The sequence below is a fragment of the Gammaproteobacteria bacterium genome, assembly GCA_041395725.1.
Taxonomy (GTDB): Bacteria; Pseudomonadota; Gammaproteobacteria; order Pseudomonadales; family Pseudohongiellaceae; genus NORP240.
The window spans coordinates 4,883,610-4,909,589 of the sequence record JAWKZW010000001.1; the positions used below are offsets into that span (position 1 = coordinate 4,883,610).

Here is a 25,980-nt window from a genome sequence, read left to right on the forward strand (position 1 = left end):
AACTCCTATAACAGTCCGGCATCGGGTAACAGAATATAGATGCCCATGACATCTACAGGCAGTTGAGGCTTTACAGAGTAAGTTCCTTTTGCTTCAGCCGCGTCGCGGGCCCGTCGGTGGTCTTCCAGGACTTCTTGTGCGCGCTTTCCCGCAAGCTGAGCAAACTCTGGCTTCTTCATGCTCAGCCCTTCCAGCGCGGAAATTAACTCTCTCTCCCTTGCTTCGGGAGTAAGGTTTTTCCCAGGAGTCGCTTGCATAAGTTCAACCACTTGTTTTTTGTCCAGTATCTGCATTTCATCACCAACATAGGCGACAGCCATTGCCTCTTCGGAGAGCATGTCGCGACCTGCAGCGTCTGAGTCTGCAGTTCGCTTGATGGTCAGGCGTGAACGCAGGCGTAACAAAAATATTGTGGTCTTTTTGGCAACATCCGCTGTCTTGATTACTCCTACGCGCGCGATCAAGTCGGTTTCTTCGCCTGTCATGGCCTGCTCGGCAAGATAGTCTGCCAAATGACTGACCAGAGGATGAGTTCTGCTAACAAACTCGCAGCCGGCGGCTGAGGGGTAGGCAAAATCGATGCGATTTAGATGGGAAAATCCGGCGGTTTCAAGACGCTCTAGGACAGCTCTTGTTAAATGTTTAATCGGCAGCTGATAACCGCCTTTACTTAATCGACTCAGTGGTGCGCCTAAGCGTTCACAAGCGTTGATTACAAAGCGCCTTACGTCCTCCTCCGACCCTAAAACGGAGAAGGCTTTCTCCCATTCCGGCATAACCTGCTCTGGTGACAAGCGTTGTTGTGCAAATACGGTCCTGTTTTTTCGTGCCTTCTCTCGAGCTGATTCCCAGGCAGCTTCCATCTCTTGCACTTCGTCAATGCCATCAAATAAGTAAAGTGTTGTCTGCTGACCAGCGCCATCCTTTCTAAGTAATACTGTATTCAGAATCGCCTGGGTAACCCGATTGTCATCTTCAGGCATTGGTACAGAAACACCAAGCGCCTTTCTGATTGCCTCAGCTTTACGAATAATGACTTGTAAGACGGCACCATCCACCGGATTGTCTTCACCATACAATAATAGAGCCTTGACTGATTCGGCCTTCTGACCAAACCGGTCTACACGCCCCTCTCGCTGCTCATGCCGAGTGGGGTTCCAGCTAAGGTCATAGTGGATGATCGCAGTGAACTGATCTTGCAAGTTGATGCCTTCAGACAAGCAATCTGTAGCTACCAAGATTGGCTCTTTGTCCGATTCTTTAAGACCTTCGATCTTTGTCTCTCGTTCTGCGGATGTCAGGTTGCCAGTAACGTATATTACCTCGTGGCTTTTGAATTTAGCTGCCAGCTCTTCGGTAATGTACTCGGCCGTGGCGATATAGCGGCAAAATATTACGGGTTTATAGCCTTCTTCCAATAATAGTTTTAAATTTCGGATTAGCGATTGAAGTTTCGGGTCGCCACTGCTTTTCAACTTCTTTGCTCTGTTGATTAGCTGATTAAGCCGCTCAATGTCCTCTTGCTGAGCCGCACCTGGTTCAACATCATCGAAGGTTAGATCATCATTCACGCCGTCCATGACTGAAGCGTTGCCCTGTTGCTCTAGGGCGTCCTGCAATTCCTGGTCAGTGACGATCTCATCGGACTTCCCAATAGCGTTATCGAGGCGAGTATTCAATGCGCGAATGGCAGCATGGGGAGACGATGAGATACAGCGCAGGAGGGCAAGCGCTGCCCACCAGTTCATGCGCACTTTCAGCTGAGCCCCCTCTTCTCGCTCAACTAGCTCACGGGCATAATCAAGAACTTCCTGAAAAATATTGTTCCAATCCCCACTAAGCTTATAAGTATCCTCAGCGACGAAACGTTCTGGAAAAAGATTTCCTTCCTGCCATTCTTTGATATCTTCGCGGCGACGCTGAACAAAATGGTGTGCCAATTTTTGCCTTAGCGGATGATCGGCCCTCATGTCTTCTCGTAGATTAAGAAAGTCATCCTGCAGTAGTCCCAACAAGTTATAGAAAGCATGCTCATCCCCGCTGTGTGGTGTCGCTGTTAGTAACACCATGTGGCGAAATTTGTCTTCAGACAACTGTTTTAGCAGCTCATAGCGCTGTTGGCGCCCCTGCCCGGATCGCGAACAGGTGTGTGCTTCATCGACTATAATAAATTCCGGACATTGTTCAGCGAAGGCATCCCTGCGAACCTTGCTCTTAATGTAATCGAGCGATACCACAGTAAACGGGTATTCGCTAAAGACCGAGCTCCCTGCAGGCAGACCACGCTCAAGCCGAGGTGCCGTACTTGACCGAACGACCTCCGCATTGATATGAAACCTATTGAGAAGTTCTTTTTGCCATTGCTCACACAGATGAGGCGGGCAGAGCACAGAAAGATGAGTGATTTCACCCCGATCAAGCATTTCTCGCGCAATAAGACCGGCCTCGATGGTCTTGCCGATTCCGACGTCATCCGCAATTAACAACCGAATAGTGGGCTGTTTAAGGGCCATCATCAACGGTACTAACTGGTAAGCCCTCGGCTCAACAGCAATATTGCCAAAACTTCGATAAGGCCCAGCACCCGCCCTTAGCTTGAGCATCAGCGCATCCCGTAGCAGTAGCCCCGCCGACTGTGTGCCAGCCTTAGATGGGTCCGGATCAGGAAAGGTCGCTGAAGACACTGGTGACGGCTCAAGCGCTGGTATTAGTACTGTGGGGGTATCTTCTCCTGAACCCAACGGTCGCAGATAAAGGACTTCAGCCTCGCTTTCTGGCAAAACGACCCATTCTCTACCACGGGCAGTGACGATTGAACCTGGTGAGAATTCTGCCCCACTCATGAGCGTGCACCAAAAATATCGGGATAGCGCCCGATGATATCTGACCACATACTTTGCTCTTTTGGAAAACGGATTACTGTTAGGCCAGCCTCCTCCAACTGCCGCGTTGTTGCATCGTCTATTTTCTTCTGCTCCGGGTACTCGTGATGTGGACCGTCGATATAAATGACTACATCGTTTTCTCGGTAAATAAAATCCGGGCGAGTTTTAAATTTATCAATTGTTTTCTGCGCGTCGTCTGGAAGCCGATGTTTATTCTCTTTCAAATAGTCAAGAAAGGCTTTCTCTAATGAACTGCCGACGAATCTGTCCAGGTGTTTCTCTTGCTCCTCATAGCCGCGCCGACCACTTGAAGTATTTAATGAAGCCGAACACATTGCAATTAGTAATGCTTTAAGTTCAGGTATCTTGCGATCCAGTATCTCGTGATCCATTTGATTGTAATAGCTTAAAAGGCAGCGATAGCAACCAGCTTCACAATCAGCTTTGCTGTCTATGTACTCGCCACTTTCTGACTGCTGATAATGGCAGATTTGCAGCGCACGATTGGCAACCCGAGACAGCGCGGTAGAATCATTCACCAACCGGGTCAACACGCCTGCTCCGCCCTCTGCAGACTCATAAAACAAGATGGCATTTCGCTCGCTCCTGTTCGGCAACGGCTCAGACATCAGCTCCGACTCTTCAATCTGGAACTCTTCTTCGATTCCACGTTTTAACGCATACTGGAGAGAGGTAAGAACTTCTTCGCTAAGAGTCTCAGCGGGCCTTAGAATGAGAATGTTGCGGCGATCTTCTACGTAAGGTGTGATTCTTTCAATGTAGCGTTCGTCCGCCACGGCTGCTTCATCATTTTGTTCTTCTGGCGCCTGATTAAGGTCTTTGCTCCATTGCCCAGTAACTGTGTCGATATTAAAGCCATATATTGACTTCTCTTTGCGTCGGCGCCACCCCAAATTCATGCGCCAAACTGTAGCCGCCGGGCCGTACTGCAACTCCATCAAAACCTGGTTATCGTTGCTGACTATTTCGCCCGATACACGCCTCAATTCATTGTCCGCCTCCGCAAACTGTATAGTCGTTTGCATCTCATATCCCTGGCGTAACCTTTCTTCTTCATCACAGGTTATGCGAAGCACGCGCTGTGTACTAACGTTTTCAATACGGTAGAGATTGCTAATCCGCATCCCGCCCTCTACCAAAGAACCACAAGAGTTACACAGCTCATTTTCTAACTGGGCACCGAACTGACCATAGCCGCAATTGGGGCATAGTCTTACTTCTGTCTTGGTGAGACCCTGCTGCTCAATACTCTGATTCTCACGCACCCCAAACATGACGCGCTTTACTCGATATTGGCTCCCCTCATGATAAATCAGACTGAGAGGCCCAAACTCTGAAATGGCTAAGAACCTGGACCTAGCCAGGAAGCTGTCTCTACCTATTCTTCCTCGCCTACCATGGATATAGGCGAGAAGCGGAAGTCGAGGAAAATTGTAACCGGGCAAAAATCCCTGACTCGCCAGATACCGATAGGTAGAGAAGTCAGAGTTCGTCACGCTATCAGCGTTTAATAGCAGGCCCATTTGCATGTTCGCTTCGTTATAGCGACGCTCCGCTGCCTTCCGCTCTTTCTCACTTGCAGCAGGATTGGAATTAATTTGATGTGCCTTCTCACGCTGCTCGTTTGTGGACGCATAAAGATCACGCCATCGATTCAAAGCCTCATTGAAATGTCGAAATGCCGACTTAATTTTTCGTTCCAGCCAGTCTTGTGCTGAGTCACTAAGCTCCCCATCATTACTCAACCACACACCGCGAGCTTGATTCAATTCATCACTCAGCATTGAGAGAAGGGCGTGCCCTCTTGAACTAGCTTGCCTTTGCACACTTTCATCATCCATTGCTAGCTGGTACTCGTCCAAAAGCGGCATACTGACAGGTTGGCTCATATCAAGCATTGCGTTCACAGTCGATGGCAGTTTCTTGTGTGTCTCATTCAACCAAATCGCATGCAAGTGGCTGGAAACGAGATCTTCATTAGCAAGATCCAACGTCGGCGCATTGACATGACCGTGGACCATGCGAGACGGATCACTGAAGAAATATTGGTCATGGGGGCTTAGAGCTGCACAATAAGTAATGACCAATGCTGGCTGGCCAGATCGGCCAGCTCGACCTGAGCGCTGGGCATAATTTGCAGGCGTTGGTGGCACGTTACGCATGTACACTGTGTTCAATGATGCTATGTCTACCCCAAGTTCCATGGTAGGTGAGCAGAAAAGAGTTCTTAACTTCGCACTGCGAAATTGCCGCTCTCTTTCTTCACGATCAGCAGGTTCAACTTGCGCTGTATGCTCTCTGCTCTGCAAGGCAAACAATGTTCGTCGCCCTAGCTGCAGCAAGTCTGCGACAGTCGCATATATCTGATGAAAGTAATCGTTGTCCGCGTTATAAGGGCTTGTGGGGTCATCCCTGTCAGGCTTCCCATCGCCAGGCTCCCATTGCAAGAATTCACCTAGAAGCTGGTAGCCTTTCAGACCTCCACCAAAATCCTCTTCCTCAACGAGACCATAACTCTCCAACACTTTAATTAAGCTAGTAATGAGGTCCGGGTAATTGTCATCCTTGATAGCCGGTAGCTTGTTGAGGTCTTCACCCCAAATGGAGCTCCTTCGTAGCAGTAGCCCCAATGCTGAACGACTGGATGCGGTAACTAGGTTAGGATTGTTGCTTTGCCCTTGCGGCTTGCTGCCGAGCAGCAATGTGCAACTCGATTGCAGCTGTTCGTCTTCCGTGAATGCCCACGGTTCTTTTAAATACTGAAAGCTTTGATTGCGGTACTGTTCCTGCTGATTGAAGTCCAAGTAGCGGCTTTTTATGCATAAACCCCGGCGCATGACATCCAAAATTGCCTTTAACGCGCGGTATCGATATTTATTTGAAACATTCTTTAGTTCTGGGAGTGGCAAGTTTTCCCACTTCCTATCGTTATCACACAGCTCATCCAGTCCTTCATAACTGATTTTCAGAAGACCTAACTGCTCTAGATTTGGATTGTTGTAGCGCCAGCCTCGCCTAAGATCGAAATACAATCGATACGCCAGGACATTGCGCATCGCTTCTTCCGCCCTTTTAAGGCCTGGTCCCTCCATATCAGGAGATTCCAGATAGTCTCCACGGTCACTATCAAACCCTAAGCTCTTAAACACGGCCTGCGAGAGGTTACTGTCAGTTAGATAACCGCCAGAGGCTGACTTTACGGCTGCAAGTAATGCGGAACGAAGCAATAGTACCTGGACGAAGTCGTTGAAATGTCCGGCTTGCAACGAGGCATCCTGACGATTATCGGTGAATCCGAGTAGCTTCTTTGCGTCTTCCTGGAGATCAGAATCTCTTTCCAGCATATAACGCAATGCTGAAATTGTCAGAACAGTAGTAGCCGACGAGCGGCCTTCCCTACTTAACGATGTAAGCCTAGTTGTGTCTTTCCCACGAGCTGCATGCGACGCCTTACAGTTCAAGCACAATCTAAAGCTTCCTGGCAAGAACCAACCCGGGACACCGGATGGGGACACGACGCCGCTAGGATTTACACTGACCGAAACTGGTTTGTGTTTCTTGAACGAGCTTTTGATACGAACGTCTCCGTTCTTAAGTTCCAACCAGTTCTCTGGATAATTCTCCAGCAGGTTTTCAGCCCAATTCAAATTAGGATCAAACATGAAGAACCCCCAATGGGATTCCTCCTCGTTATTGTCGCGCTCATCGATATCACGAGGCGATAGAAAGGAGTTGCCCTCTTCGGATTCATACCATATTGGATGATATTCCTGCCCACAGTGCCTGCAAAAATGTAATGCATAATACTGCTGTTGTTTATCCGACCCCGGGACATAAACCTGGCCACTTAAATCTAATTGGCGCTCGCCTTCGGGAGAAAGTGTAGAGTAAACATTACTTGCGCCTGAAATGAATTGGTGTAACCGAAAAGCGAAAAGAGGTTTATTATTGTTATCCCTGCACCGATAGGCGGCGAGCAAAAATTCCTTCAGAAAGCCCTCGCATTTTTCCTCATCAGCACCACTCTCGATGGCTAATTGGTTAGCCGCTTGCTTAAGATTCTTGGGCTTCGCTCTTACCCACAAGTCCTCTTCACGCATCAGTCCTAGTTCAAGTTCAATCCACGCTGAGATAGGATGTTCCCGCAACTCCTTGAATGCACTCCCGGGAGGCAGTGGCCTGTTGAGAGCGGTTACTAATATGTCTTTATCAGGTTTCTTGTCGCTCCCAGGTGTCTGCCGCTGGAGGGTTTCTGTAATTACATTATCTGGCTTAACGGGAGCTCCGAATAACTTAGTAGCCACACTTGCGACTATACGGTTGCGCTCACTCCTTGATCCTTCGCTCGCCATGGTTGCTGATGTTCCAATGCATTGCACATCGGAATTCAATGCCTCTCTTACTCGGCGCACTAACATCGCGACATCCGCACCCTGCCTTCCGCGATAGGTATGCAGCTCATCCAGGACAAGAAATCTCAAGCCCTTTGCGGCGGCCATCACTGTGCGATCAACTTCATCCTGTCGAGTCATTAACAGCTCAAGCATCATGAAGTTAGTGAGAATAATATCCGGAGGCATTGCTGCCATTGCATGGCGTTCGTCCTGACTTTCCTGGCCGGTATAACGGCCGTACGTTGCAGGCTTATTGTTTCCGTAATGCCCTAAATATTTATCCAACTCCTCTAGCTGGGAATTAACCAATGCATTCATTGGATAGATGATGATTGCTTTAATTGAGGGACTTGGATCAGATTCCTTTTGCTTTATTACAGCATCAACGATGGGGAGGATATAACTTAGCGATTTGCCAGATCCTGTACCTGTTGTAAGCACGTAACTTTCTTGCCGTTGCGCAATCTTTAACGCGTCTTGTTGGTGCTTATGTAACTGAGCAGATGACCCACGCCCCCCAGAGCTATCTCGCCCAAATCTAAAAATGTCTGCGCATTTAGGATGCAGGTCTCCATTGTCGACAAGCGTCTCGACACTATCCCCAGCGACGTAAGCAGGATTCAGTTGGATGAGTGGAGCGGGCCAATAGTGGCCATCATCATAATTCTGCTGCACAAAGGCCGCGATGTCGGGGGCTTTTATGGTGGTGAAGCTTGTTGTGAACGACCGGTAGTCTTCAATTACCGAGTTTCTATATTGGAAAACATCCATTGTGTGTAAGTTTTGTAAATATTGTTATTTCTGGCGAGCTACTTTTGCTGGCCAAGCTAAGTTATTGTATCTATTATCAATTCGGCGGGATAGGAGGCAGATAGATTATTTTATAGTTATTTTTCAAAGAGTTAAGCTTTGATTAACCTAGAAGCGCCATTAATTGCAACGATAACGGGAAAACGCTGCCATGAATGCCGATCAATTGCGAGATGCGTTACGCGCCGTTCGAGAAAAACTTTCGTCAGATCACGCGGTGAGGCTACATCGCGCGATCAGCTGGCTAAAATGTGCAGAAAACTACTCTGATGATGATGATATAACCCTTGTCGCGCTGTGGATCGCATTCAATGCGTGCTATGGCATCGAAGAAAGCCAGAATGACAAGAGAGAAAAGGGAGCTATTCAGAGTATTTTCCGAAAAGATCAGCTAACATGATACTGAAAAACGAATTCACAGTCTGCTTTGGTCAAAATATAGTCAGTTTGTAAGAATGCTGATAGACAATAAGTACGTCTTCTCGCCATTTTGGACATCGGTGCAGAACGGACAGGATAATTCTTGGCAAGAAAGTTTCGACCAGGGCAAAAAATTAGCATTACACGCTTTGGCAAATGATGATACCCCACTCCTACTCAGCATCATCCTAGACAGGCTCTATGTCTTAAGGAATCAACTTCTACATGGTGGTGCAACTTACCCAAGCCAAGTAAATAGAAGCCAAGTGGTTGACGGCAAGCGCTTGCTCGGGGAGCTATTGCCGATTGTCATCGAAATTATGTTTACTGACGAGGACTGGGGAGGAATTTATTTTCCGGTGCCCGACTAGTCGAGTGTACATTAGAATCGAACTAAGAGTTTCATATCATCAGATGTGGAGGTTTTAGCTCCGTCTCGACTTCTAGCAGCAATTTGTCGGGAGTCAAATGATACCATTCATTAGAGTCACCATCCGTTAACCCTGATACCCTGGAGCCGGCGACCTTGGAAGCAACAATTTTTTCCAACTTAAATGGCATACGCACCTTCATCTGCCAGAACAATTCGACTTCGTACCCGTATCGGTGACTATACTTATCTAACCGCTTTCGAGGAGTAAGAGTGGTTGCGCCTAACTTTACCTGATTAGGCTTGGCTTTCGAGGTAGCTACGTATAGGTATCCAACGCTATTTGGACTTTCCCCCCATGCATGCGCAATGGGGTAAGGCACGTTAATGATAAAGTTGTTGCCTTGCAGTGCGCTGTATATTTCAATGGAAAAGTACTTCCCGATCCTAGGAAGCTGTTTTTCAAGTAAATACAAGTCATTCGATAATTCCAGCATCTTTTCGACTGAGTAGCCGCCCTTTACTAAATCCTTAGCGAGCAATGCCATCTCGTTCTTTATTCGACTCGCGGGATCTCGATCCGCGCGCTGACGAATGAGCTTGTAGATTTTATATAGGTCCTTTTTCACTAATTAGCCAGACAAAGAAACTCCGATCCGCGAAGCTGCTGAACTACCTGCGTTTGGTAAGTATCATTTTTTATCCGTTATTGCTGACAAGCCTTTTACTTGAAACCACTTTTTCTTGGGTAGCAGTGTTGAAGAAAATCTATTGCCTGTATGGCCTACTTTGATGCACGACTGAATAAGCTCATCCATAGCGCTATCAATTCCAGAATCTTTATATGCAATAGACGGGGTTCCATCGGTGACGCAAGATACGCTCGGATGGCGAATGGCATCCATATACGTATCAAATGTATTTCGTGCTACTGCCATGCCATAAACACGCCAGGCATATTTCTTCCCCAGATAAGGACCGTCGTTTGCATTATGAATAACGCGAGAGTTCGATTTTTCAGTTTCAACAGAGCGGATCTGCTCACCAACAGTACGTGCGAAATAGTGACTCACTCTTGGTTGAACTTCGTCCGCTTTCGAGATTGCTGATATATCCACCCAATTGATGCCACCAACAACTTCATAGCCAATATTATATCTCTCTCCTTCTTCTAAAAGTGGTTCTCGATTAGCAAGAAACTGATATCGCGTTTGAGTATTCTCGGGCGTGAAACTATGCAGATACTTTCCAGAAGGGTCTTTTGCTATCGTGTAATTCGTAACGATAATTACCGAAGTTGTAGCTAAGTTCCTAGATTTCACAATGTGCTCCAGCTAGATTTAATGACAACTAAAAAAATATACAAGGGTATAAGAAACCTCAGGCTTGTTAAGAGCATTGGAATCAGCAGAGAATTGGCCGTTGCCATACTCGCATTAATGCATAGCCGCAATAATGCGCCAGAATCCCACTATTATCAGGGCATTTCCGTGAGCTGAGTCAAATTAGGTCAATGTTCCGATTAGATCAGTAATCTCGTGTTCCAGCGCCCTTTTGCCAGACGCAATCGCACAAATGATCTGTATTGCTCAGGTGATTTATTTGTCTTTCTCTGATGGCGCTTCCGGTTACAGAAATAACAAACAGCGGCAATATTCTTAGTATTTGCGACACCACCAGCGGAATGTGCAACCAGGTGCTCTCCGGTGCACCGGAGTTGGTGCGCCCGATTCATTGAGATGCAGTACTGTTCCGCAAACGCAGATGGGTTCTCCAACCACATCGGCGATTCACAGTAGAAACAGCGGCCTCCCTGGTTATGAAAGGCGATCGTTCGGAATTTTTTAAGGGATTTTCTAGATTTAGACATAGTGCCTCCAGCTGTTAATTTGGTCACCCGGAGAGATCCAAAAGATCATCTGCAACGGGAACCAGCTGAGACACTCAAACTGGCACTACAAACTTCCTAAAAGGACAGCTCGCAACATACTACTTAGCGTATTTTTAGAAGCAAGTGCAACAATCCTTTATGCAACAAGCTGCTACACATCATAAATTCTAATTAAAGTATGATTCCACCTAATTCAATCAGTTAACCGGAGAGTTGGGCTCTTGCTATCTCAACATTTTCACTGCTTGATTCTGCTATCTAGAATGTTGCATTATGTAGGTATATATTGACTTTTACCTACGATATGCAACATCATGCGGCCATGGAAAGCTCATACCAGACAATCCTGGAACTTGCAGCGCAACGCGGCCTCATACGCCCTCGCGATCTCGATGCGCTGGGTCTGCCCAGTATCGCTCTCACACGGCTGGTCCGGCAGGGGCTGCTCACCCGCGTGAGCCGCGGTCTTTATGCCCTTCCTGATCGCAAGGTGTCCGAACATGGCATGCTGGCCGAAGTGGCACGCAAACATCCGCAGGCCATTGTCTGCCTTCTGTCGGCGCTGCGGGTACACAACCTGACCACGCAGTCACCATTCGAAGTCTGGCTGGCGATTCCAAACAAGGCGCGAGCACCTAAGATGGACTATCCTCCACTGCGTATCGTGCGCTTCTCGGGGGCCGCACTGACCGAAGGCATCGAAGAGCACCAGATCGACGGTGTGACCGTTCGGGTAACCAACGTCGCCCGCACCGTGGCTGACTGTTTCAAGTTCCGCAACAAGGTCGGTCTCGATGTCGCGATGGAAGCGCTACAGGAGGCATGGCGAGCCAAGCGCGTGAGCATGGACGAACTCTGGCGCTATGCCACACTGTGCCGGGTGGCGAATGTCATGCGTCCCTATATGGAAAGCCTGCCATGAATCAGCGCAACACGGCTGCGTCAGTTCGCGCTCGCCTGCTCAACCGCGCCCGCGAGACACGGCAAGACTTCAATCTGGTCTTGACCCGTTACGCCCTTGAGCGGTTGCTGTATCGACTCAGCGTCTCATCCCATGCTGACCAGTTCGTGTTGAAAGGCGCGCTGCTGTTCGACTTGTGGTTCGACATCCCACACCGGCCAACACGGGATGCGGACTTCCTGGGCTTTGGTCCAGCCGATTTGCCGCGACTTGAGGCCGTCTTCAAGGATATCTGCTCGCTAGACACTGACGACGGGGTGACATTTCTTTCAGAGACTGTCCATGCAGCAGAGATACGCAAGGAGGCCAACTACGGCGGCGTTCGTGTCACCCTGCTCGGACTGATCGATGGCGCACGCTGCCCGATCCAGATTGACATTGGTTTCGGCGACGCCGTGACTCCAGGACCGGAGGAGGTCCAGTATCCCGTGATGCTCGCGGAGTTCACGGCTCCGAAATTGCGCGTTTATCCGCGCTACACCGTGGTGGCAGAAAAGCTGCAAGCATTGGCCTCTCTCGGCATTGCCAACAGCCGAATGAAAGACTATTTCGACCTCTGGATCCTGTCGCGGCACAGCGAATTTGACGGCGACACTTTGCGACAAGCGATTCGGGCGACCTTCGATCGACGTGGGACAGAGCTGCGCGCAGAGGCACCCTTCGGTCTGACCGACAGTTTTGCGCAAGACGAACAGAAGCAAATGCAGTGGCAGGCGTTCGTCAGAAAAAATAAACTCGAAGCGCTCCGCCTGGACGACGTAGTGACGTCACTTCGAGATTTTCTACTTCCAGTCATCTCGGCAGCGAACGCTGACACTGACTATCAACAACACTGGCCAGCCGGCGGCCCTTGGTCATCACTGGCGGATTGATACTGCTCAGAGCCCAACCCATGCCTGCCGCTGATCTCACCAGGGTCAGTCGAGTTAAAGCAACAGAACATCAGCGCTGTACTGGTGGAAATGGGCTTGCCATAACTCAAAACAGCGCTATTTTCTATTCGCTGTTCGCGAACAGCGAATATCAATTTTTATAGAAAGGATTCGAGAGATGGCAGCTATAAACCAGTTTAGTTGGATGACTATCCTGGCAATGAATTAATGCAACATAAATTCCAACAACCCAGAAATTGATAAGACTAAAAGTGCGGAAAACTCAGCAGATTAACTGAGCGGTTCAAGTCTTATTATATCAGTAATATTATAGTGAAAATATTTTTCTTTAAGAATTGACTTGATCCGCAAACTTGTTGAAATACCATAGAATTGGTGGGAATATTGCCGAACGTACCTATACTCTTGATTCTTAGAATAAGCAATGCTTGACGAAATAGCCCCATGAATAGATCAACTTTAATTGACATTCGAATAGAATAATCCATTCACATAGAATTCAAACTAATAATTTGGATTGACGGCGACCGGGAAAAATTACTTGTCAAATGCTGACTTAAAGGAAACTTGGGTGGCTTCTCAAGTACCCAAGACGCGTGAAAATATTCGCACCTATTTGCTGCTGCATTTCCCTAATTTAGGCGCAGATATAGACGACTTAGCTCATGAATCTATCGCCGATATCTTAAGTTATGTTGATAAAAACTCAACGGAGTTACCAAGCGAATGGTATGACCCACCCAATAGCAATATTGGAAGTAAAAGCGAAAGTCATTTTTCTAGACTGGCATACTTAATTGCTAAACGTAGAGCAATTGACTTTCTGAGATCACGTAACCGGTGGATTTCAAACTACGACGTTGAAAACCTTGAGTCCCAGTCAAGCTTATCGAACAACGAGAGACATTTATCAGCAAGTAGAATACTAATCGAAACTGTGAAACTTATAGAATCATTGCCTAAAGAAGACCAAGATCTTCTTCTAACTACAATCGAAGCTAGAAAAGATGACCATCCCTACTCGACGCTTGAACGACAAAGGATTAGTAGATTAAGGAAAAAACTGAGCAAAAAACTTCAATCCATTTTTGGTGACAGTTTTACTCAGATTGTAAAAGAAAAGTACAAACCATGAATTCAATACCTAAGTATTCTGATCCATTTTTACTAATTGTGCATGTTTCAGATATGCATGTCGTATCAAAGGATTACAGCGCTGATGATACGAGGTTAAATAGATTGGGAAGTATTGTCTACAGACATTTTTCCCCTGAGAATCATGATGATGGGATCGCTGAATCAGATCCAAAAGCAATTGAAGAGTTTGAAAAGTTCTTAGACTCTAAGGTTAATGAGTACTTCCCGAATGTTGTCAAGTGGATTGTTGATACCGGGGATATGTCAAACTGGGGCGATGATAACTCCCTAATTCTAGCTCAACAGTCATTGAATAATTTTAGGGACATTATTAGTGCGGACAAGCTGATTCAAATATATGGCAACCATGACTCTTGGCCCGGACAACATCCTTTTGGAACACTACCTTCAACACTTGCCACAAGACGGGAAGTCTTTAGAAATAGTTACTTTAAAACTGAATTCCCAGAAGGCCCCTATATTTTTAGAATTCCAAACTCGAACTCTGAACTTCAGTTATTTAATCTAAACTCGGTAGTCCATCTCCCTTGGCACGAAAATATTGCAGCTTTAGGTAGAGTTGAAGAGGACATGTACTGGAAAAAACACAACGGCAATCCATTGCCTGAAGCTCAACTTACAACTTTACACAACCTAGTACAAAGTTCCCAAGGTAGCGAACTTAACAAGCATATAAGGATAGCGCTAACACATCATCCTGTGCATTTTCCGGCCAAGAAGCCGAGATTTAGCATGAGCTTAGTCAACGACGTTAGAGTGGCAGAGTATTTGTCTGGCGGCATTGGGGGAATTCGAAATCCTCATTTTCAACTAGTACTCAGCGGGCACACACACTCAATATTCCCCCCACTTGGCATGTTGCCTGGGAATGTTTCGAATTGCTTATATCCACCTCTCAAAGAAGGCCAATGTCAATTAGTTATTGGCTCGCTAAGTCAAAGAAATTTTAGCGGTAAAGCAGGCCCTTATGCCCAACAAGCACAATTGTTGGCATTTTACTCTGTTGAAAATTTTCCAGGTACTGTTGCAGTACAACGATTCATTGCGGCTAGAAACAATGGAATTGGAGAATATAAATTCGTACCAATTAATAGCAGTCACGGACAAGTCCTTTACGAGATAATTCACATCTCACCCTGATAATTAATTTGAGTTGGCGCTTCTACAGATTGGATTTGCTGTAAGTCTGTTACTGCTGCGACGGCAGTACTAAAGCAACCTAATATATCGTAACTAGGCAAGTCAGGCCTTTGGGGCAATTCCTTTTTTCTATGCTCGAGTACTGTTGCAACAATGGTGCTTCTATTTACCCTGTTGTTATGCAGTTCTATATACTGATTATTGTATTGATCTAATACAACAATACGCCCATCTCTATTTAAAACATGCTGCAAAGATCTCCTCACATTGCTCAAAATTAGATAGACAACATTATTCTCAAACCCTTCTATTCCTATTGGCCATGAATCCCCGAGAAATGGATAGTTTTTCATCAGCCTTTCACAAATCTCAATAAATTCAGCTTTCAAATTTAAATCATTTGGTACAAGATAATTGTTAATGACCAAAGTATTACCTTGCTTAAAGCTCCTTTGGTTATGGTGAATTGCATTAAGCCAAGCTTTAGCAACTTCGCCAGCGATGTCATCCTTAGAGTGGACAAAGCATTCATATTCATTTTTATTCATGGCCTGAATGCCATCTGCTGATTCAAAAGGGAATACGATTATTAGGTCCTCAAAGATTTCATAAGTTAAATTTGTTGACGCTAACGTCGATGCCAATCCACTTAATATGCTTAAAACCTGATCACCGTCTATTCCATAAACACAAACTGAATCTTGCAAGCTTCGCATAAACTTGAACCTTGCGTGTTCTTCAATCGGGATGAGCGACGAATCCAACCTCAGCTTAGTGGAAGAAGATACTACATCTAGCAACTCATCCAGCCACGTTCTAATTAGGACACTTGCAAATTCAGTACTATAATGAAACACATCTTCATCACTAATTTGCGCATTACTACTTAACGAAGATATTTTTCGCAAGGACAAGGCCAAGTACTCTTCTTCACCTTCTTCGAGATCAATAGGATTTTCTAGAATTTCACTAAGATTTACCCTAGCTATCTCAAATAAGCGAGAGGCTTCTTGTGTAACAAGATCTGTCTCTAACACTTGGCGAATATATGGAACAGCGGAACCATGGCATATACCTACCAAGTCCTGCACGACCTCGCTAGTTTTGCGTACTGCTTCTGGATCATGTCCTTCAGCAGAAGGTATATTTACTAATGTCATAAAAATTCTCCCCGTTAAGAAAAATGCCTTACCCTAGAACTATAATTAATAATCTGCAAACTTAGTTGTCACGAACTAACCTTTCGTACGATAGATATATGAATTTGCCATTTAACTTACTCCTGAAAACCCCTTTTATGGGGCATGGAGTAAGTTAAATGGCAAATTCATATGCCGTAGCCAGGATTATTCCGCTTATAATTCATAAGGTTACGGCTAGCACTTCTACAGCAACTAATACCACGGCAAAAGTGACTTTCCCTAAAAACTACCTGAAAGAAGAACTCAAGACGCCTGCTTCCCCATCAAGGGGACGTTCCTAAAGTAGACATTTGGGCTTGTTGGTAGGGGTTCGGTTTGTCAAGGGCTGACTAAAATAGCTATACACACGTTCAGGAAACACAACAATCAACACAGGGCCAGTACCACCGAGACCTTTCTCATACAATTCAAAAATTTTTACTACCAGTTCAGAGCCTCCCTGCTCCACCAAAATTTATCTGCCAGGACTGCTTGTTTCGCTTATTTTTAGATGTAAAGCGGGTCGATTTTTCGCATACCTATTTTACAAAGGCATCCTGTACCAGGCTCTCAGCCTCGTGAATCTCCTCATCGCGCATCCACGCAAAGTGGCTTTTGCGCTTGTTGGCCGACAAGGTGCCATCGTTTTCTCGAACAACTCTGATAAACAGCTCCATGCTATGCGCGGGCCAATCCAGGAACGCATTCAAGGCTTTTGCAGCACGATCAAAACCTAACAAATAGTCGATTTCTGACTGCAGATCTTCTGCAACGGTTCGTTCTAACGCTTTATAGAGAAATTCCGCCTGGGCTGTCAGATCAGGGTAGCAGAAAAAACCTGAGTCATTTCCAGATGCTGATAGTTCTGGCTGCGTGGGGTCGAAGTCAGTCAATTGATTGACTGGTTTTGAGAATTGCTCCAGTGTCGCAATGTATTCGTCGAGGTTTGACAGGATCACGGCGGATACCGGCAGGACAATACCACGAGGCGTGAAACCGGCTTTTGCCAACACGTCGTGAATCAGATACCGGTGGATTCTCCCGTTACCATCCATAAATGGATGGATGTAGATAAAACCGAAGGCTATTGCTGCCGCCATAATGACCGGGTCAGGGCTGGACAGTATGCGTCCATTACCCAGGTTCTGATATTCGGTTGCCATGGCAAGCAACCCTGCCATCAAACCTGGTACGTCCTGGGGGCGTGGCGGGACAAAATCCACTTGCTGTCGGTATCCTAAATCTTTCCCGAGCCAATTTTGTTGTGTACGCCAGGTGAATTCGTGAAAGCGCGGGTCAACAACCACCTGCTGCAATTTCACCAACCGTTCCATTGTCAAAGGTTCCTGGGTGTCTGCCTGTCGCAATAAATCCGCGAATCGCTGTGCCTTTTGTGGCGTCGGCTTTTCGCGTTCGACTTCAAACGAGGACTGGGTCTCTTTCAGATACAGGTATGCTGCTGCTCGTCGGAGTAGACCCTGGTCGTACCGTTCGAGAGTCATCGCTGTAGTACGGCGCAAATCTGCGCTTATCATCCCTTGCAGATAATTTGTCATGCGCACCAGCGGGCAGAAGTTACGTGTTCCGGGCAGATTGTTCTGGACACGGAACCTACTGTTTTTTTCTCCTTGAGGAAATGCCAGCTGCAGAGCCGGATCGGCGATCTTAACGTAGCTCGCTCGCGATGGAACCGGATCCTGTACCTGTAGTGATTTTCCGGTAAGCCACTCATAGAGAAAACAGGCTGTTCGTGCGTAACGAGATTCCGGACTATTACTGATCCAATCTGTAAGGTCCTGCTCTCCGGTTTTTGCAAATAGTTGCGCCAGTATCTGCAGATTGACCCCTTCGTAGCGAAGAGCAAATTGCAGATGACCCTTCAGGCTGTCTTCCGGTTGGTATTTGGGCTCAAACAGGGCGATATGCTTGCCGCCTTGCTGGCGGATCTCCCGCCCCTTTATATCCGTGGCAATCGAAGCTTCCTGCGCGAGCGGTAAAACCCGCAGGTAGTAGCGATTAACAAGATGGCTGTACCCCAGTGGCGTGGGCATAGTGTTCACATTTTCCTGAATCTGACCGGATTATGAGATAAATGGCCGGAATTGGCAATATTTCCTGATATTTAGCCGCATATCCTGACCTCAACCGAGCAGCGGCCATTTCTCTGATAGCTAACATTTTGACGGCCATACTTCTCAATACCCGGCTGCTTTTCTCAAACCCAGGGTAGTGCAGCACCATCAAACTGAGTGCCAGTAAATGCGGGACTATAGTAAAAAGCACTTACCGCTGCGTCTCAACCCATGCTGACCAGTTCCTGCTGAAAGGCGCGCAGCAAATCCTGGAAGCCTTGCTTGATAAACGCCGTGGAACTCCTTCATCAAGTGGATAGCGTTTTGTCTACGCCAATGCACAAACGAAACTCAGCATCACTTTTACTTGTGCTATATTGCCCGAATAAATGAAAACATCATCCTGCGCCCCATGAAGGCCATCACCGACAATCTCCTTGAAAAACTGGCCGGTCCTGGCGCCTTCAAACGAGGCAAAGCCTACTACGAACAGGGACACGTGGCCGAGTTCAAGCGCCGCGGCAGGACCATCACCGCGCTGGTGGAAGGCACCGAGACCTGGCGTGTCACGTTGCGGCACACCGCCGCCGTCTTCGAAGGCTCCTGCGATTGCCCCGCCTCGGAGAACTTCGACTTCTGCAAACACTGCGTGGCCACGGCCATGGCCTACCGGGACGAGCTCGAGCAGCAGGACCAACTGAAAAAAAGCAGCGGGAAAGACCGGCTGCCCGCCTACCTTCTGACCTGGGAGAAACAGGCCCTGGTGGATCTGACGCTGGAATTATTGGCCTGCGACCGGCCACGACTGAACGCCCTGCGCGTTCAGGCGGACATTGCTGCCGGCTCGTTCGACGATAAGGCCATCAAAAAGCAGATCACCGCAGCCATCCCCTACAACAGGCATCTTTTTCGCTATGCCCAGGTACGCAATTATTTCCAGTCGGTGGAAAGTGTCCTGGAGACTCTCGCACCACAGTTAAAGACGCTCTCGCCCGACAAGGCACTCCAACTGATCGACTACGCCATGGCGCGCATCGAGCGGGCTCTGGAAACCATCGACGACTCCGGCGGCTTTCGGTTTCCTGCGGTGGCATTGCTGACGTCATTGCATCTGGAAACCCTGCAGCGAAGTGACATGTCGCCCGAAAGGCTGGCTGGCTATCTCTATGGGCTTTATACGGAGCCTGTCATCGATCTCTATCCCGCTATTCCGGATGATTACGCGGAAGTGCTGGGCACCGAAGGCCGGAAGCAATTCATCGCCATCATCCGCCGCGAATGGGACAAGCTGCCGCCCCTTGCCAGCGACGACTGGGACCAGAAGTTTGCCTATTGGCGCCTGCAGCAGCCGTTGCTGAAGGAGGCGGAACTAACCGACGACATCGAAGCCCGGATCGCCCTTAAGATAAAAACCGCAACCGGATTCAGAGATTATCTGGAACTTTCAGCGCTGTGCCTGGAAAACGACCAGGCAGACAAGGCGCTGTATTGGCGCCGGAAGGCAGAAAAAGACAGCAACAAACCTTATCACAGCCAGGCGGCGCTGGAGGAAAACCAGATCGCCATCTGGTCCCACGGCGGCGATTACGACGCCGTGCTGAAAACCCGCTGGCGGCAATTCCTCGAAGACCCCAGCCTGCAACGTTACCAGGCCATTGTCAGTGTGCCTGGCGCGGGCAGGGAAAATGCCATCAGAAAAAGTGCGTTAACGAAGCTGCGGGATATTCAATCACAGGCAGCCGATCGTCCGGCAAAGAAACAGGCGGCACTGAATACCGCGGCGGAAATTCATCTATTCTCCGATCAGGCCGAGGAGGCCCTGGCACTTGCCGAGTCGGAGGCGCTTCATCCTGACTTGCTGCTGCACATTGCCCAGGCCAACGACAAATTCCCCGACCGGACACTGCCGCTGTACTTCAGAGTCGCTGCGTTCCATGTCAGGCAGGGCAATAATCAGAGCTATAAAACCGCAATCGACATCCTCAAATCCTGCAGGCAGCATCTGCCGAAAAAATTGTACGGTGCATTCGTTGTCCTGGCCGCGGAAATGCTCGAGAAGTTCAAGCAAAAGCGGAACTTTGCGAAGTGGCTGAGGGAGGCCTTTCCGGATATCAGATGGCCGGAAAAGAAATAATGGGAATGCCCTGATATTTCAGTTTACGATTCCCGGATCAGGAATGTAACGTTTCAACATGCTTGCAAAGGCGGCACGTCCCGCGCCTGACTTAATCAGATCTTCTTTGGCAAACCGGGCTGCTTCTGCGAAGATTGGTTTTGGATTGCGCGCCTTCATGTGAACTTCTGCAACGCGTTCCATATAAACGAAACTCCCTACCGCTTCAGCGACGCTATCACCGCCGGTTAACAAACCGTGATTTCTAAGAATTATCGCGCTGTTCTGACCCAGGGCGGCAGCAATCCGGCGCCCCGCTGCAACACTTTGAACCTGTACTTCTTCGTCTTCCCACAGCGCATGGTCTTCGAAAAAAATACAGGATTCCTGCGAGATCGGCTCTATCCTTCTTGCTTCAGCTGAGAACGGTGTGCCCCAGCCAGTGTGGACGTGAGCTGCGCTGATTAAATCGGGCCGTGCTTCGAGAATAGGATGATGGATAAAGTAGCCAGCAATATTGATAAACCCCTCACCTTCAACAAGCTCACCATTCGGGCCAACTAAAACGAGATCAGATACCATCGCCGCGTGATAAGAAACACCATAGCGTAACATCCAGAAACAATCCGTTCTTTCAGGATCTCGTGCGCTGATGTGACCATCACCCAGGTCGCCCCATCTCTGCGCTGCAAACAATCGATAGCCCAGCGCACAATCACGTTTCCTTCGAGCACGTATTTCTTCGACGGAATATTTGGCTTTACCACTCTGCTGTTGGATTGCTTCTGACATGCTGACTCCTGGATTCAATTCTACGAAATGGGGCAGCCTCACCCATCGCTCAATGAGGCTGAAATGAACTTTACTAAGTTTTCACTGATAGTCAAAACAGGGCGCAGGACAGAAACAGGCTCAATCTGCGCTATACTAATGGGCGACCCCGTCTCCCCTGACAAGACCATGCCTTTGCTTCCCTCCAACAATCATCTGCCGGTTACCGAAGTCCTCGAAGAGTTGAAGTCGACTCTCAACCGCCACCACGAAGCAATTCTGCAGGCGCCGCCCGGCGCCGGAAAAACCACGCTTGTTCCTCTGGCACTGGCAGCTGAACCCTAGCTGGGCAACAGAAAAATCCTGATACTGGAGCCACGCCGCATTGCAACCCGCGCTGCGGCGCACCGGATGGCGGACCTGCTTGGCGAATCGGTGGGCCAGACCGTGGGCTATCGCATGCGCCTTGATACCAGGGTTTCGTCTTCCACAAAAATCGAAGTGATTACAGAAGGCATCCTCACCCGCATGCTTCAGGAGGATCCCTCTCTTGTCGATGTGGGGCTGGTTATTTTCGACGAGTTTCATGAACGTAGCCTGGACGCGGATCTGGCCCTTGCCTTGTGCCTGAAGGGAAGATCGCTGTTCAGAGAGGACGATCCGCTTAAACTGCTTATCATGTCGGCTACGCTGGACAGCCATAAACTGGAAGAACTCACCGGGGCGCCCGTTGTGCGCAGCGAAGGAAAACAATACCCGGTAGACATCGTCTACGGAAAATCCAGCCAGCCGAAAGACTCCATCCAGGACAAGACTGTTACGGCAATATTAGGGGCATTGGCTGACAATCCCGACAGCAGCATTCTGGTATTCCTGCCTGGCCAGGGCGAAATCAGGCGAGTGGAAGACTCGCTTGCCATAGCACTGCAGAGTCGAAGAATCCGCGACGTGCAGCTGCGAGCTCTCTATGGCAACCTTTCCCTGGAAGAACAACAGGCAGCCATCGCTCCGGTAGCAAACCATGGTGAACGCAAAGTCGTGCTTGCAACCAACATAGCGGAAACCAGCCTAACTATCGAAGGTGTGGATGTTGTTATCGACTCTGGTCTGGCCCGGGAACCCGTGTTCGACCCGACATCGGGCATGACCCGTCTGCATACCCGCAGGATTTCCCAGGCATCGAGCACCCAGAGAATGGGTCGCGCCGGGAGATTGCGTCCAGGAAAATGTTATCGTCTCTGGTCAAAAAGCCAGCAGGATCAGATGGCGCCTCATGCAACGCCGGAGATACTGAACGCCGACCTCGCCCCGGTTGCGCTGCAACTTCTGCAATGGGGCATCAATGACCCCGACGAACTCGCCTGGATGGACCCACCCGGTCGCGGTCCCTGGCTGCAGGCAGTATCGTTGCTGATCAAGCTCGGCGCGATAGTCGACACTGATAACGGCCTACGGCTAACCGATCACGGCACTCAGATGGCTGGCCTTGCCGTGCACCCCCGTCTTGCGCACATGCTTATATGCGGTCAATCGATTGGGCGGGCAGACACTGCCAGCCTTCTTGCGAGCATCCTCTCCGATCGCGATCCATTGGGTCGGGACACGCCTGATATGAATGACAGACTCGATATCCTGACGGAACAATCGACATGCCCTAACCAGCACCGTGGCTGGTTTCGTCGTAGCCATCAACTCGCCGAACAATTCAGAGCGCAAATCAACGGCCTGGCAATTGAGCCGGACGCGGGGCAGATAAAGCACGATCAGGTAGCAGGATATCTCATCGCCTGCGCCTACCCTGATCGAATTGCCAGGCGTCGACACGCCGGTGGTTTTCAACTAGCGAACGGCCGGGGGGTAAGCATCGCAGAAAACCATAGTCTTGGCGAATCGAAATGGCTGGCCGTCGCTGAAGCCGGCGGCAGGGCGAAATCAAAAGGCGACACAATTCACTCGGCTGCTGCTTTAGATGCAACCCTGTTTGATTCGTTACTTGCGGACCAGATTACAATCAACACCGTCGTCGAGTGGGACAGTAAAACAAAGCGATTCATTGCCGAAGAAAGACAACAGATCGGCGCACTGGTTCTAAGCCGCAGCCAACTCACTGAGGTTCCGGCTGACGCCAAGCAGGAAGCCCTCATAAAAACTGTTCAAACTTCAGGACTGGAAATCTTACCTTTTACCAGGGAACTTCGACAATGGCAGGCGCGCGTCGAACTGGTCCGGACCACTACTGGAAATACGGACTGGCCTCAGGTGTCCGACGAACATCTGTCAGCTTCCCTGAACGATTGGCTCGGGCCGTATCTCGAACCCATCAACCTGCTAAGCCATTTTAAGAAACTTGATTTGAAGTCAATTCTTACTTCGTTGCTGACATGGGAACAGAATCAACAACTGAACGTTCTGGCGCCGCAACGTCTGCAGGTGCCTTCCGGTTCCAGTTACGCGCTTGATTACACCGCAACACCGCCGGTACTGGCAGTAAAGCTACAGGAAATGTTTGGATGCGTTGATACACCCACTGTCCTCAATGGCCAGGTACCAGTCACTGTCCATCTGCTATCCCCCGCCGGCAGACCAGTACAGGTCACTCAGGATCTGGCCGGCTTCTGGGATACATCCTACCAGGACGTCAGAAAGGAAATGAAGGGGCGCTACCCAAAACATCCGTGGCCGGAAGACCCACGGAATGCCGTGCCAACAGGAAGAGCGAAACCGAGACGAAAGTGAGACTTGGGGACACTAATAGTTTAAAAAGACTTGGGGACACTAATAGTTTAATAGTTTAAGAACCCACAAGAAGAAAGCTCAGGCATTCAACCTGGAAAAAATTATTTAGTCGTTAAGCTATTAAACTATTAGTGTCCCCCATTACTCATGTTCAGTAAACGTGAGAAGGGATATCAAGCGATGGGTTATCAGATTCACTCAATTAGCCGGCACACCAGCCACTAATTGCTGCGTTACCCGGCACGCCGGGTAACCACTGCATCCCCAGAACTGTTCCCCAGCGCGAACACCGCGCTTGACGGTCCTTACCACGAGTTGCTTACCACAGGCAGGACATAACCGGTCCGCACGAGGATTAGATCGAGCCTTTAACTGGGTGACATGCTGCTTATGAGTTACCATTGAGGGTGTGAAGCGGCTGGCTTGAATCCTCTCCACGATTGCACTGATTTCTTCTTCGGAAAAGACCGGCTCCTTGAATGATTGAATGTAATCAATGTATTGGCGCCCATAAGTCACATTTGCAGGCATTTCGGTCTTAAAGTCACAATTACCAACGAAGGCAATCACTGAATGCAATCGATCTGCAGGAATATCCAGGGCTGCCTCCAGTGCCTTCAGGTGTTTATAATTCTGGCGCAGCGGATTCTGGAACCTGAATGGCTTGCGGTAGATCTTCTGAGTCCATTGCGCCTGTTGTTCGCTGCCGAATATCCAACCCCTCATGTTCTTGGTCTCGATCACAAACACCCCATATCGCGACACATAGATATGATCGATCTGAGTGGTACCATCAGGCGTCGGCAGGGTTACGTTATGCAGCGGAATATAGGTATCCCGCGGCAGTCGCATCCGCGCCAACCAGCGGACGAGCAACTCACCCATATAGCCCTTAAACCATGGGCTTCTGATAACAAAAACCAGGAGGCCCATCGGCAGCAGGGTTTTCAAATAGGGAATGACCAGAGTGAGGATGAGAGAAGTGTCCATGCTTCGTGCGTTCGAATTTTCCTGTTAGCGTGGGCTGTTACTATCCCATCAACATAGTGGGGTTTCCGTGAGCCAGCTAACATTCACCCCTTGACGATTCTGCGACACTGCCCCCCTGAGATTTAGCCAGGGTGCATACCCATGAACAAACTTTGGATCAGTGGCGCGATTCTGCTGGCTGTCTATGCCTGGGGCCAGATAACCGCCCCAGGCGTGCCTTTTGACGCCGGCTTGAATGAATTTGCCTCATCGCCCGGCGAGGTTAATTCGTCTGCTACCGACAGCAGCAGAATTCTCGGCGACGCATACAGCCAACGCACCAGCAATCTCCAGGTTGAAGGCAATGGTGTTGTATCGCGGGTGCTGACCGATGACAACAATGGCAGCCGTCATCAGCGTTTCATCCTTACCCTGATGTCCGGGCAGACCCTGTTAGTTGCACACAACATCGACCTGGCACCTCGAGTCGCGTCCATCGCCCCTGGTGATCGGGTGGATTTCTTCGGCGAGTACGAATGGAACGCGCAGGGTGGAGTCATTCACTGGACCCATAAAGATCCTCAGGGACGGCACGTGGCTGGTTGGTTGCGCCACAACGGTCGCACTTACCAGTAATGGGAAAAAGGTGCTCCATTGCCAGGAAACTTGGGGACACTGATAGTTTAATAGTTTAAGAAACCCGCAAGAAGAAAGCTCAGGAATTCAACTTGAAGAAAAAAGATAGTTGTTAAGCTATTAAACTATTAGTGTCCCCCATTAGTGTCCCCATTACTGCTTGATCGTTCCATAAAAGGTTGCTGTCGCTCCCTTTATAGGAACGAAACACTCCAAATAACAGACAGGGCATTGGCCCGGTGCAGCGAGAACTGGAATAGCTCGCCGGGGTGAACCTGTTGATCGTCACTCAGATCGGCAATCAGAAGCACTACCAGCGATATCGACCTGATGATCGTCGGCGATGCGCTATCCTATTCCGAAGTGGTCACGCTGTTAGCTGAAACGGAGACGCAACTCGGCCGCACGATAAACCCAACACTATGCGAGCAGGCTGACTTTGCCCGCAAGCTGGGTGAGGAAAACCCATTTGTAAACAGCGTAGTGGGTCAACCCCTGATTTTACTCGCTGGGTCAAAGGATGACATCGTCAAACCTGGAAAATCTGGTTAAGACGCAA

At 48.8% G+C, this 25,980-nt stretch carries 17 protein-coding genes and 1 pseudogene; 10 read left to right on the forward strand and 8 right to left on the reverse strand.

What is annotated here, in order from left to right; genetic code table 11:
• Positions 1 to 5: 5 nt before the first annotated feature.
• Complete coding sequence (locus R3F50_21520; GenBank protein ID MEZ5492865.1) at positions 6 to 2,603, reverse strand: helicase-related protein; 2,598 nt, start codon at positions 2,601 to 2,603, stop codon at positions 6 to 8.
• Between the two features lie 236 nt (positions 2,604 to 2,839).
• The gene (locus tag R3F50_21525; GenBank protein ID MEZ5492866.1) at positions 2,840 to 8,071 is read right to left on the reverse strand and encodes a DEAD/DEAH box helicase; all 5,232 of its coding nucleotides are present in this window, start codon (positions 8,069 to 8,071) and stop codon (positions 2,840 to 2,842) included.
• Between the two features lie 190 nt (positions 8,072 to 8,261).
• Here R3F50_21525 and R3F50_21530 point away from each other — a divergent pair, with 190 nt between their 5' ends.
• The gene (locus R3F50_21530; GenBank protein ID MEZ5492867.1) at positions 8,262 to 8,510 is read left to right on the forward strand and encodes a hypothetical protein; all 249 of its coding nucleotides are present in this window, start codon (positions 8,262 to 8,264) and stop codon (positions 8,508 to 8,510) included.
• 55 nt (positions 8,511 to 8,565) lie between these two features.
• Positions 8,566 to 8,901 (forward strand): hypothetical protein, encoded by a 336-nt coding sequence (locus tag R3F50_21535; protein ID MEZ5492868.1) that lies wholly within the window; start codon positions 8,566 to 8,568, stop codon positions 8,899 to 8,901.
• A 31-nt stretch (positions 8,902 to 8,932) separates the two neighbouring features.
• Here R3F50_21535 and R3F50_21540 read toward each other — a convergent pair whose 3' ends face one another.
• Together R3F50_21540 and R3F50_21545 are read right to left on the reverse strand one after the other, a co-directional pair.
• Complete coding sequence (locus tag R3F50_21540) at positions 8,933 to 9,529, reverse strand: GIY-YIG nuclease family protein (GenBank protein MEZ5492869.1); 597 nt, start codon at positions 9,527 to 9,529, stop codon at positions 8,933 to 8,935.
• Positions 9,530 to 9,592: 63 nt separating this feature from the next.
• The gene (locus R3F50_21545; GenBank protein MEZ5492870.1) at positions 9,593 to 10,222 is read right to left on the reverse strand and encodes a hypothetical protein; all 630 of its coding nucleotides are present in this window, start codon (positions 10,220 to 10,222) and stop codon (positions 9,593 to 9,595) included.
• Positions 10,223 to 11,113: 891 nt separating this feature from the next.
• On the opposite strand from R3F50_21545, the gene R3F50_21550 reads away from it, so the two are divergent.
• The 4 genes from R3F50_21550 (at position 11,114) to R3F50_21565 (ending at position 14,943) form a co-directional block, all read left to right on the forward strand.
• A complete protein-coding gene (locus R3F50_21550) occupies positions 11,114 to 11,713 on the forward strand; it encodes a type IV toxin-antitoxin system AbiEi family antitoxin domain-containing protein (protein ID MEZ5492871.1) in 600 nt (199 codons plus the stop codon).
• Positions 11,710 to 12,624, forward strand: coding sequence for a nucleotidyl transferase AbiEii/AbiGii toxin family protein (locus R3F50_21555; GenBank protein MEZ5492872.1), 915 nt, complete (start codon positions 11,710 to 11,712; stop codon positions 12,622 to 12,624). Before R3F50_21550 ends, R3F50_21555 begins: the two co-directional genes overlap by 4 nt.
• A gap of 562 nt (positions 12,625 to 13,186) precedes the next feature.
• Positions 13,187 to 13,780: a hypothetical protein gene (locus R3F50_21560; GenBank protein ID MEZ5492873.1), complete on the forward strand. Its 594-nt coding sequence runs from the start codon at positions 13,187 to 13,189 to the stop codon at positions 13,778 to 13,780.
• Positions 13,777 to 14,943, forward strand: a complete 1,167-nt coding sequence (locus R3F50_21565; protein MEZ5492874.1) for a metallophosphoesterase — start codon at positions 13,777 to 13,779, stop codon at positions 14,941 to 14,943. The genes R3F50_21560 and R3F50_21565 overlap by 4 nt, the downstream gene beginning before the upstream one ends.
• Here R3F50_21565 and R3F50_21570 read toward each other — a convergent pair.
• Positions 14,928 to 16,103: a hypothetical protein gene (locus R3F50_21570; protein ID MEZ5492875.1), complete on the reverse strand. Its 1,176-nt coding sequence runs from the start codon at positions 16,101 to 16,103 to the stop codon at positions 14,928 to 14,930. The two genes, R3F50_21565 and R3F50_21570, sit on opposite strands and share 16 nt — an antisense overlap.
• A 560-nt stretch (positions 16,104 to 16,663) precedes the next feature.
• Positions 16,664 to 18,175 carry a Fic family protein gene (locus tag R3F50_21575; GenBank protein MEZ5492876.1) on the reverse strand — a complete coding sequence of 504 codons (1,512 nt, stop codon included), beginning with the start codon at positions 18,173 to 18,175 and terminating at the stop codon, positions 16,664 to 16,666.
• Positions 18,176 to 18,563: 388 nt separating this feature from the next.
• On the opposite strand from R3F50_21575, the gene R3F50_21580 reads away from it, so the two are divergent.
• Positions 18,564 to 20,330, forward strand: coding sequence for a hypothetical protein (locus R3F50_21580; protein MEZ5492877.1), 1,767 nt, complete (start codon positions 18,564 to 18,566; stop codon positions 20,328 to 20,330).
• An 18-nt stretch (positions 20,331 to 20,348) separates the two neighbouring features.
• Here R3F50_21580 and R3F50_21585 read toward each other — a convergent pair whose 3' ends face one another.
• Positions 20,349 to 21,101: a class II aldolase/adducin family protein gene (locus tag R3F50_21585; protein ID MEZ5492878.1), complete on the reverse strand. Its 753-nt coding sequence runs from the start codon at positions 21,099 to 21,101 to the stop codon at positions 20,349 to 20,351.
• Between the two features lie 168 nt (positions 21,102 to 21,269).
• Here R3F50_21585 and hrpB point away from each other — a divergent pair.
• A pseudogene (gene hrpB / locus R3F50_21590) lies at positions 21,270 to 23,816 on the forward strand (ATP-dependent helicase HrpB).
• A 198-nt stretch (positions 23,817 to 24,014) separates the two neighbouring features.
• Here the strand turns inward: hrpB and R3F50_21595 are convergent.
• Complete coding sequence (locus R3F50_21595) at positions 24,015 to 24,806, reverse strand: NERD domain-containing protein (GenBank protein MEZ5492879.1); 792 nt, start codon at positions 24,804 to 24,806, stop codon at positions 24,015 to 24,017.
• A 135-nt stretch (positions 24,807 to 24,941) separates the two neighbouring features.
• On the opposite strand from R3F50_21595, the gene R3F50_21600 reads away from it, so the two are divergent.
• Together R3F50_21600 and R3F50_21605 are read left to right on the forward strand one after the other, a co-directional pair.
• A complete protein-coding gene (locus tag R3F50_21600) occupies positions 24,942 to 25,421 on the forward strand; it encodes a DUF3465 domain-containing protein (protein ID MEZ5492880.1) in 480 nt (159 codons plus the stop codon).
• Positions 25,422 to 25,751: 330 nt separating this feature from the next.
• Complete coding sequence (locus R3F50_21605) at positions 25,752 to 25,973, forward strand: hypothetical protein (protein MEZ5492881.1); 222 nt, start codon at positions 25,752 to 25,754, stop codon at positions 25,971 to 25,973.
• Positions 25,974 to 25,980: the final 7 nt, after the last annotated feature.

Coding starts and splice junctions, on each gene's coding strand:
- R3F50_21520 (MEZ5492865.1), bottom strand. CDS start 2,603: ATGCTCAAGCTAAGGGCGGGTGCTGGGCCTTATCGAAGTTTTGGCAAT.
- R3F50_21525 (MEZ5492866.1), bottom strand. CDS start 8,071: ATGGATGTTTTCCAATATAGAAACTCGGTAATTGAAGACTACCGGTCG.
- R3F50_21530 (MEZ5492867.1), top strand. CDS start 8,262: ATGAATGCCGATCAATTGCGAGATGCGTTACGCGCCGTTCGAGAAAAA.
- R3F50_21535 (MEZ5492868.1), top strand. CDS start 8,566: ATGCTGATAGACAATAAGTACGTCTTCTCGCCATTTTGGACATCGGTG.
- R3F50_21550 (MEZ5492871.1), top strand. CDS start 11,114: ATGGAAAGCTCATACCAGACAATCCTGGAACTTGCAGCGCAACGCGGC.
- R3F50_21555 (MEZ5492872.1), top strand. CDS start 11,710: ATGAATCAGCGCAACACGGCTGCGTCAGTTCGCGCTCGCCTGCTCAAC.
- R3F50_21565 (MEZ5492874.1), top strand. CDS start 13,777: ATGAATTCAATACCTAAGTATTCTGATCCATTTTTACTAATTGTGCAT.
- R3F50_21570 (MEZ5492875.1), bottom strand. CDS start 16,103: ATGACATTAGTAAATATACCTTCTGCTGAAGGACATGATCCAGAAGCA.
- R3F50_21575 (MEZ5492876.1), bottom strand. CDS start 18,175: ATGCCCACGCCACTGGGGTACAGCCATCTTGTTAATCGCTACTACCTG.
- R3F50_21585 (MEZ5492878.1), bottom strand. CDS start 21,101: ATGTCAGAAGCAATCCAACAGCAGAGTGGTAAAGCCAAATATTCCGTC.
- R3F50_21595 (MEZ5492879.1), bottom strand. CDS start 24,806: ATGGACACTTCTCTCATCCTCACTCTGGTCATTCCCTATTTGAAAACC.
- R3F50_21605 (MEZ5492881.1), top strand. CDS start 25,752: ATGATCGTCGGCGATGCGCTATCCTATTCCGAAGTGGTCACGCTGTTA.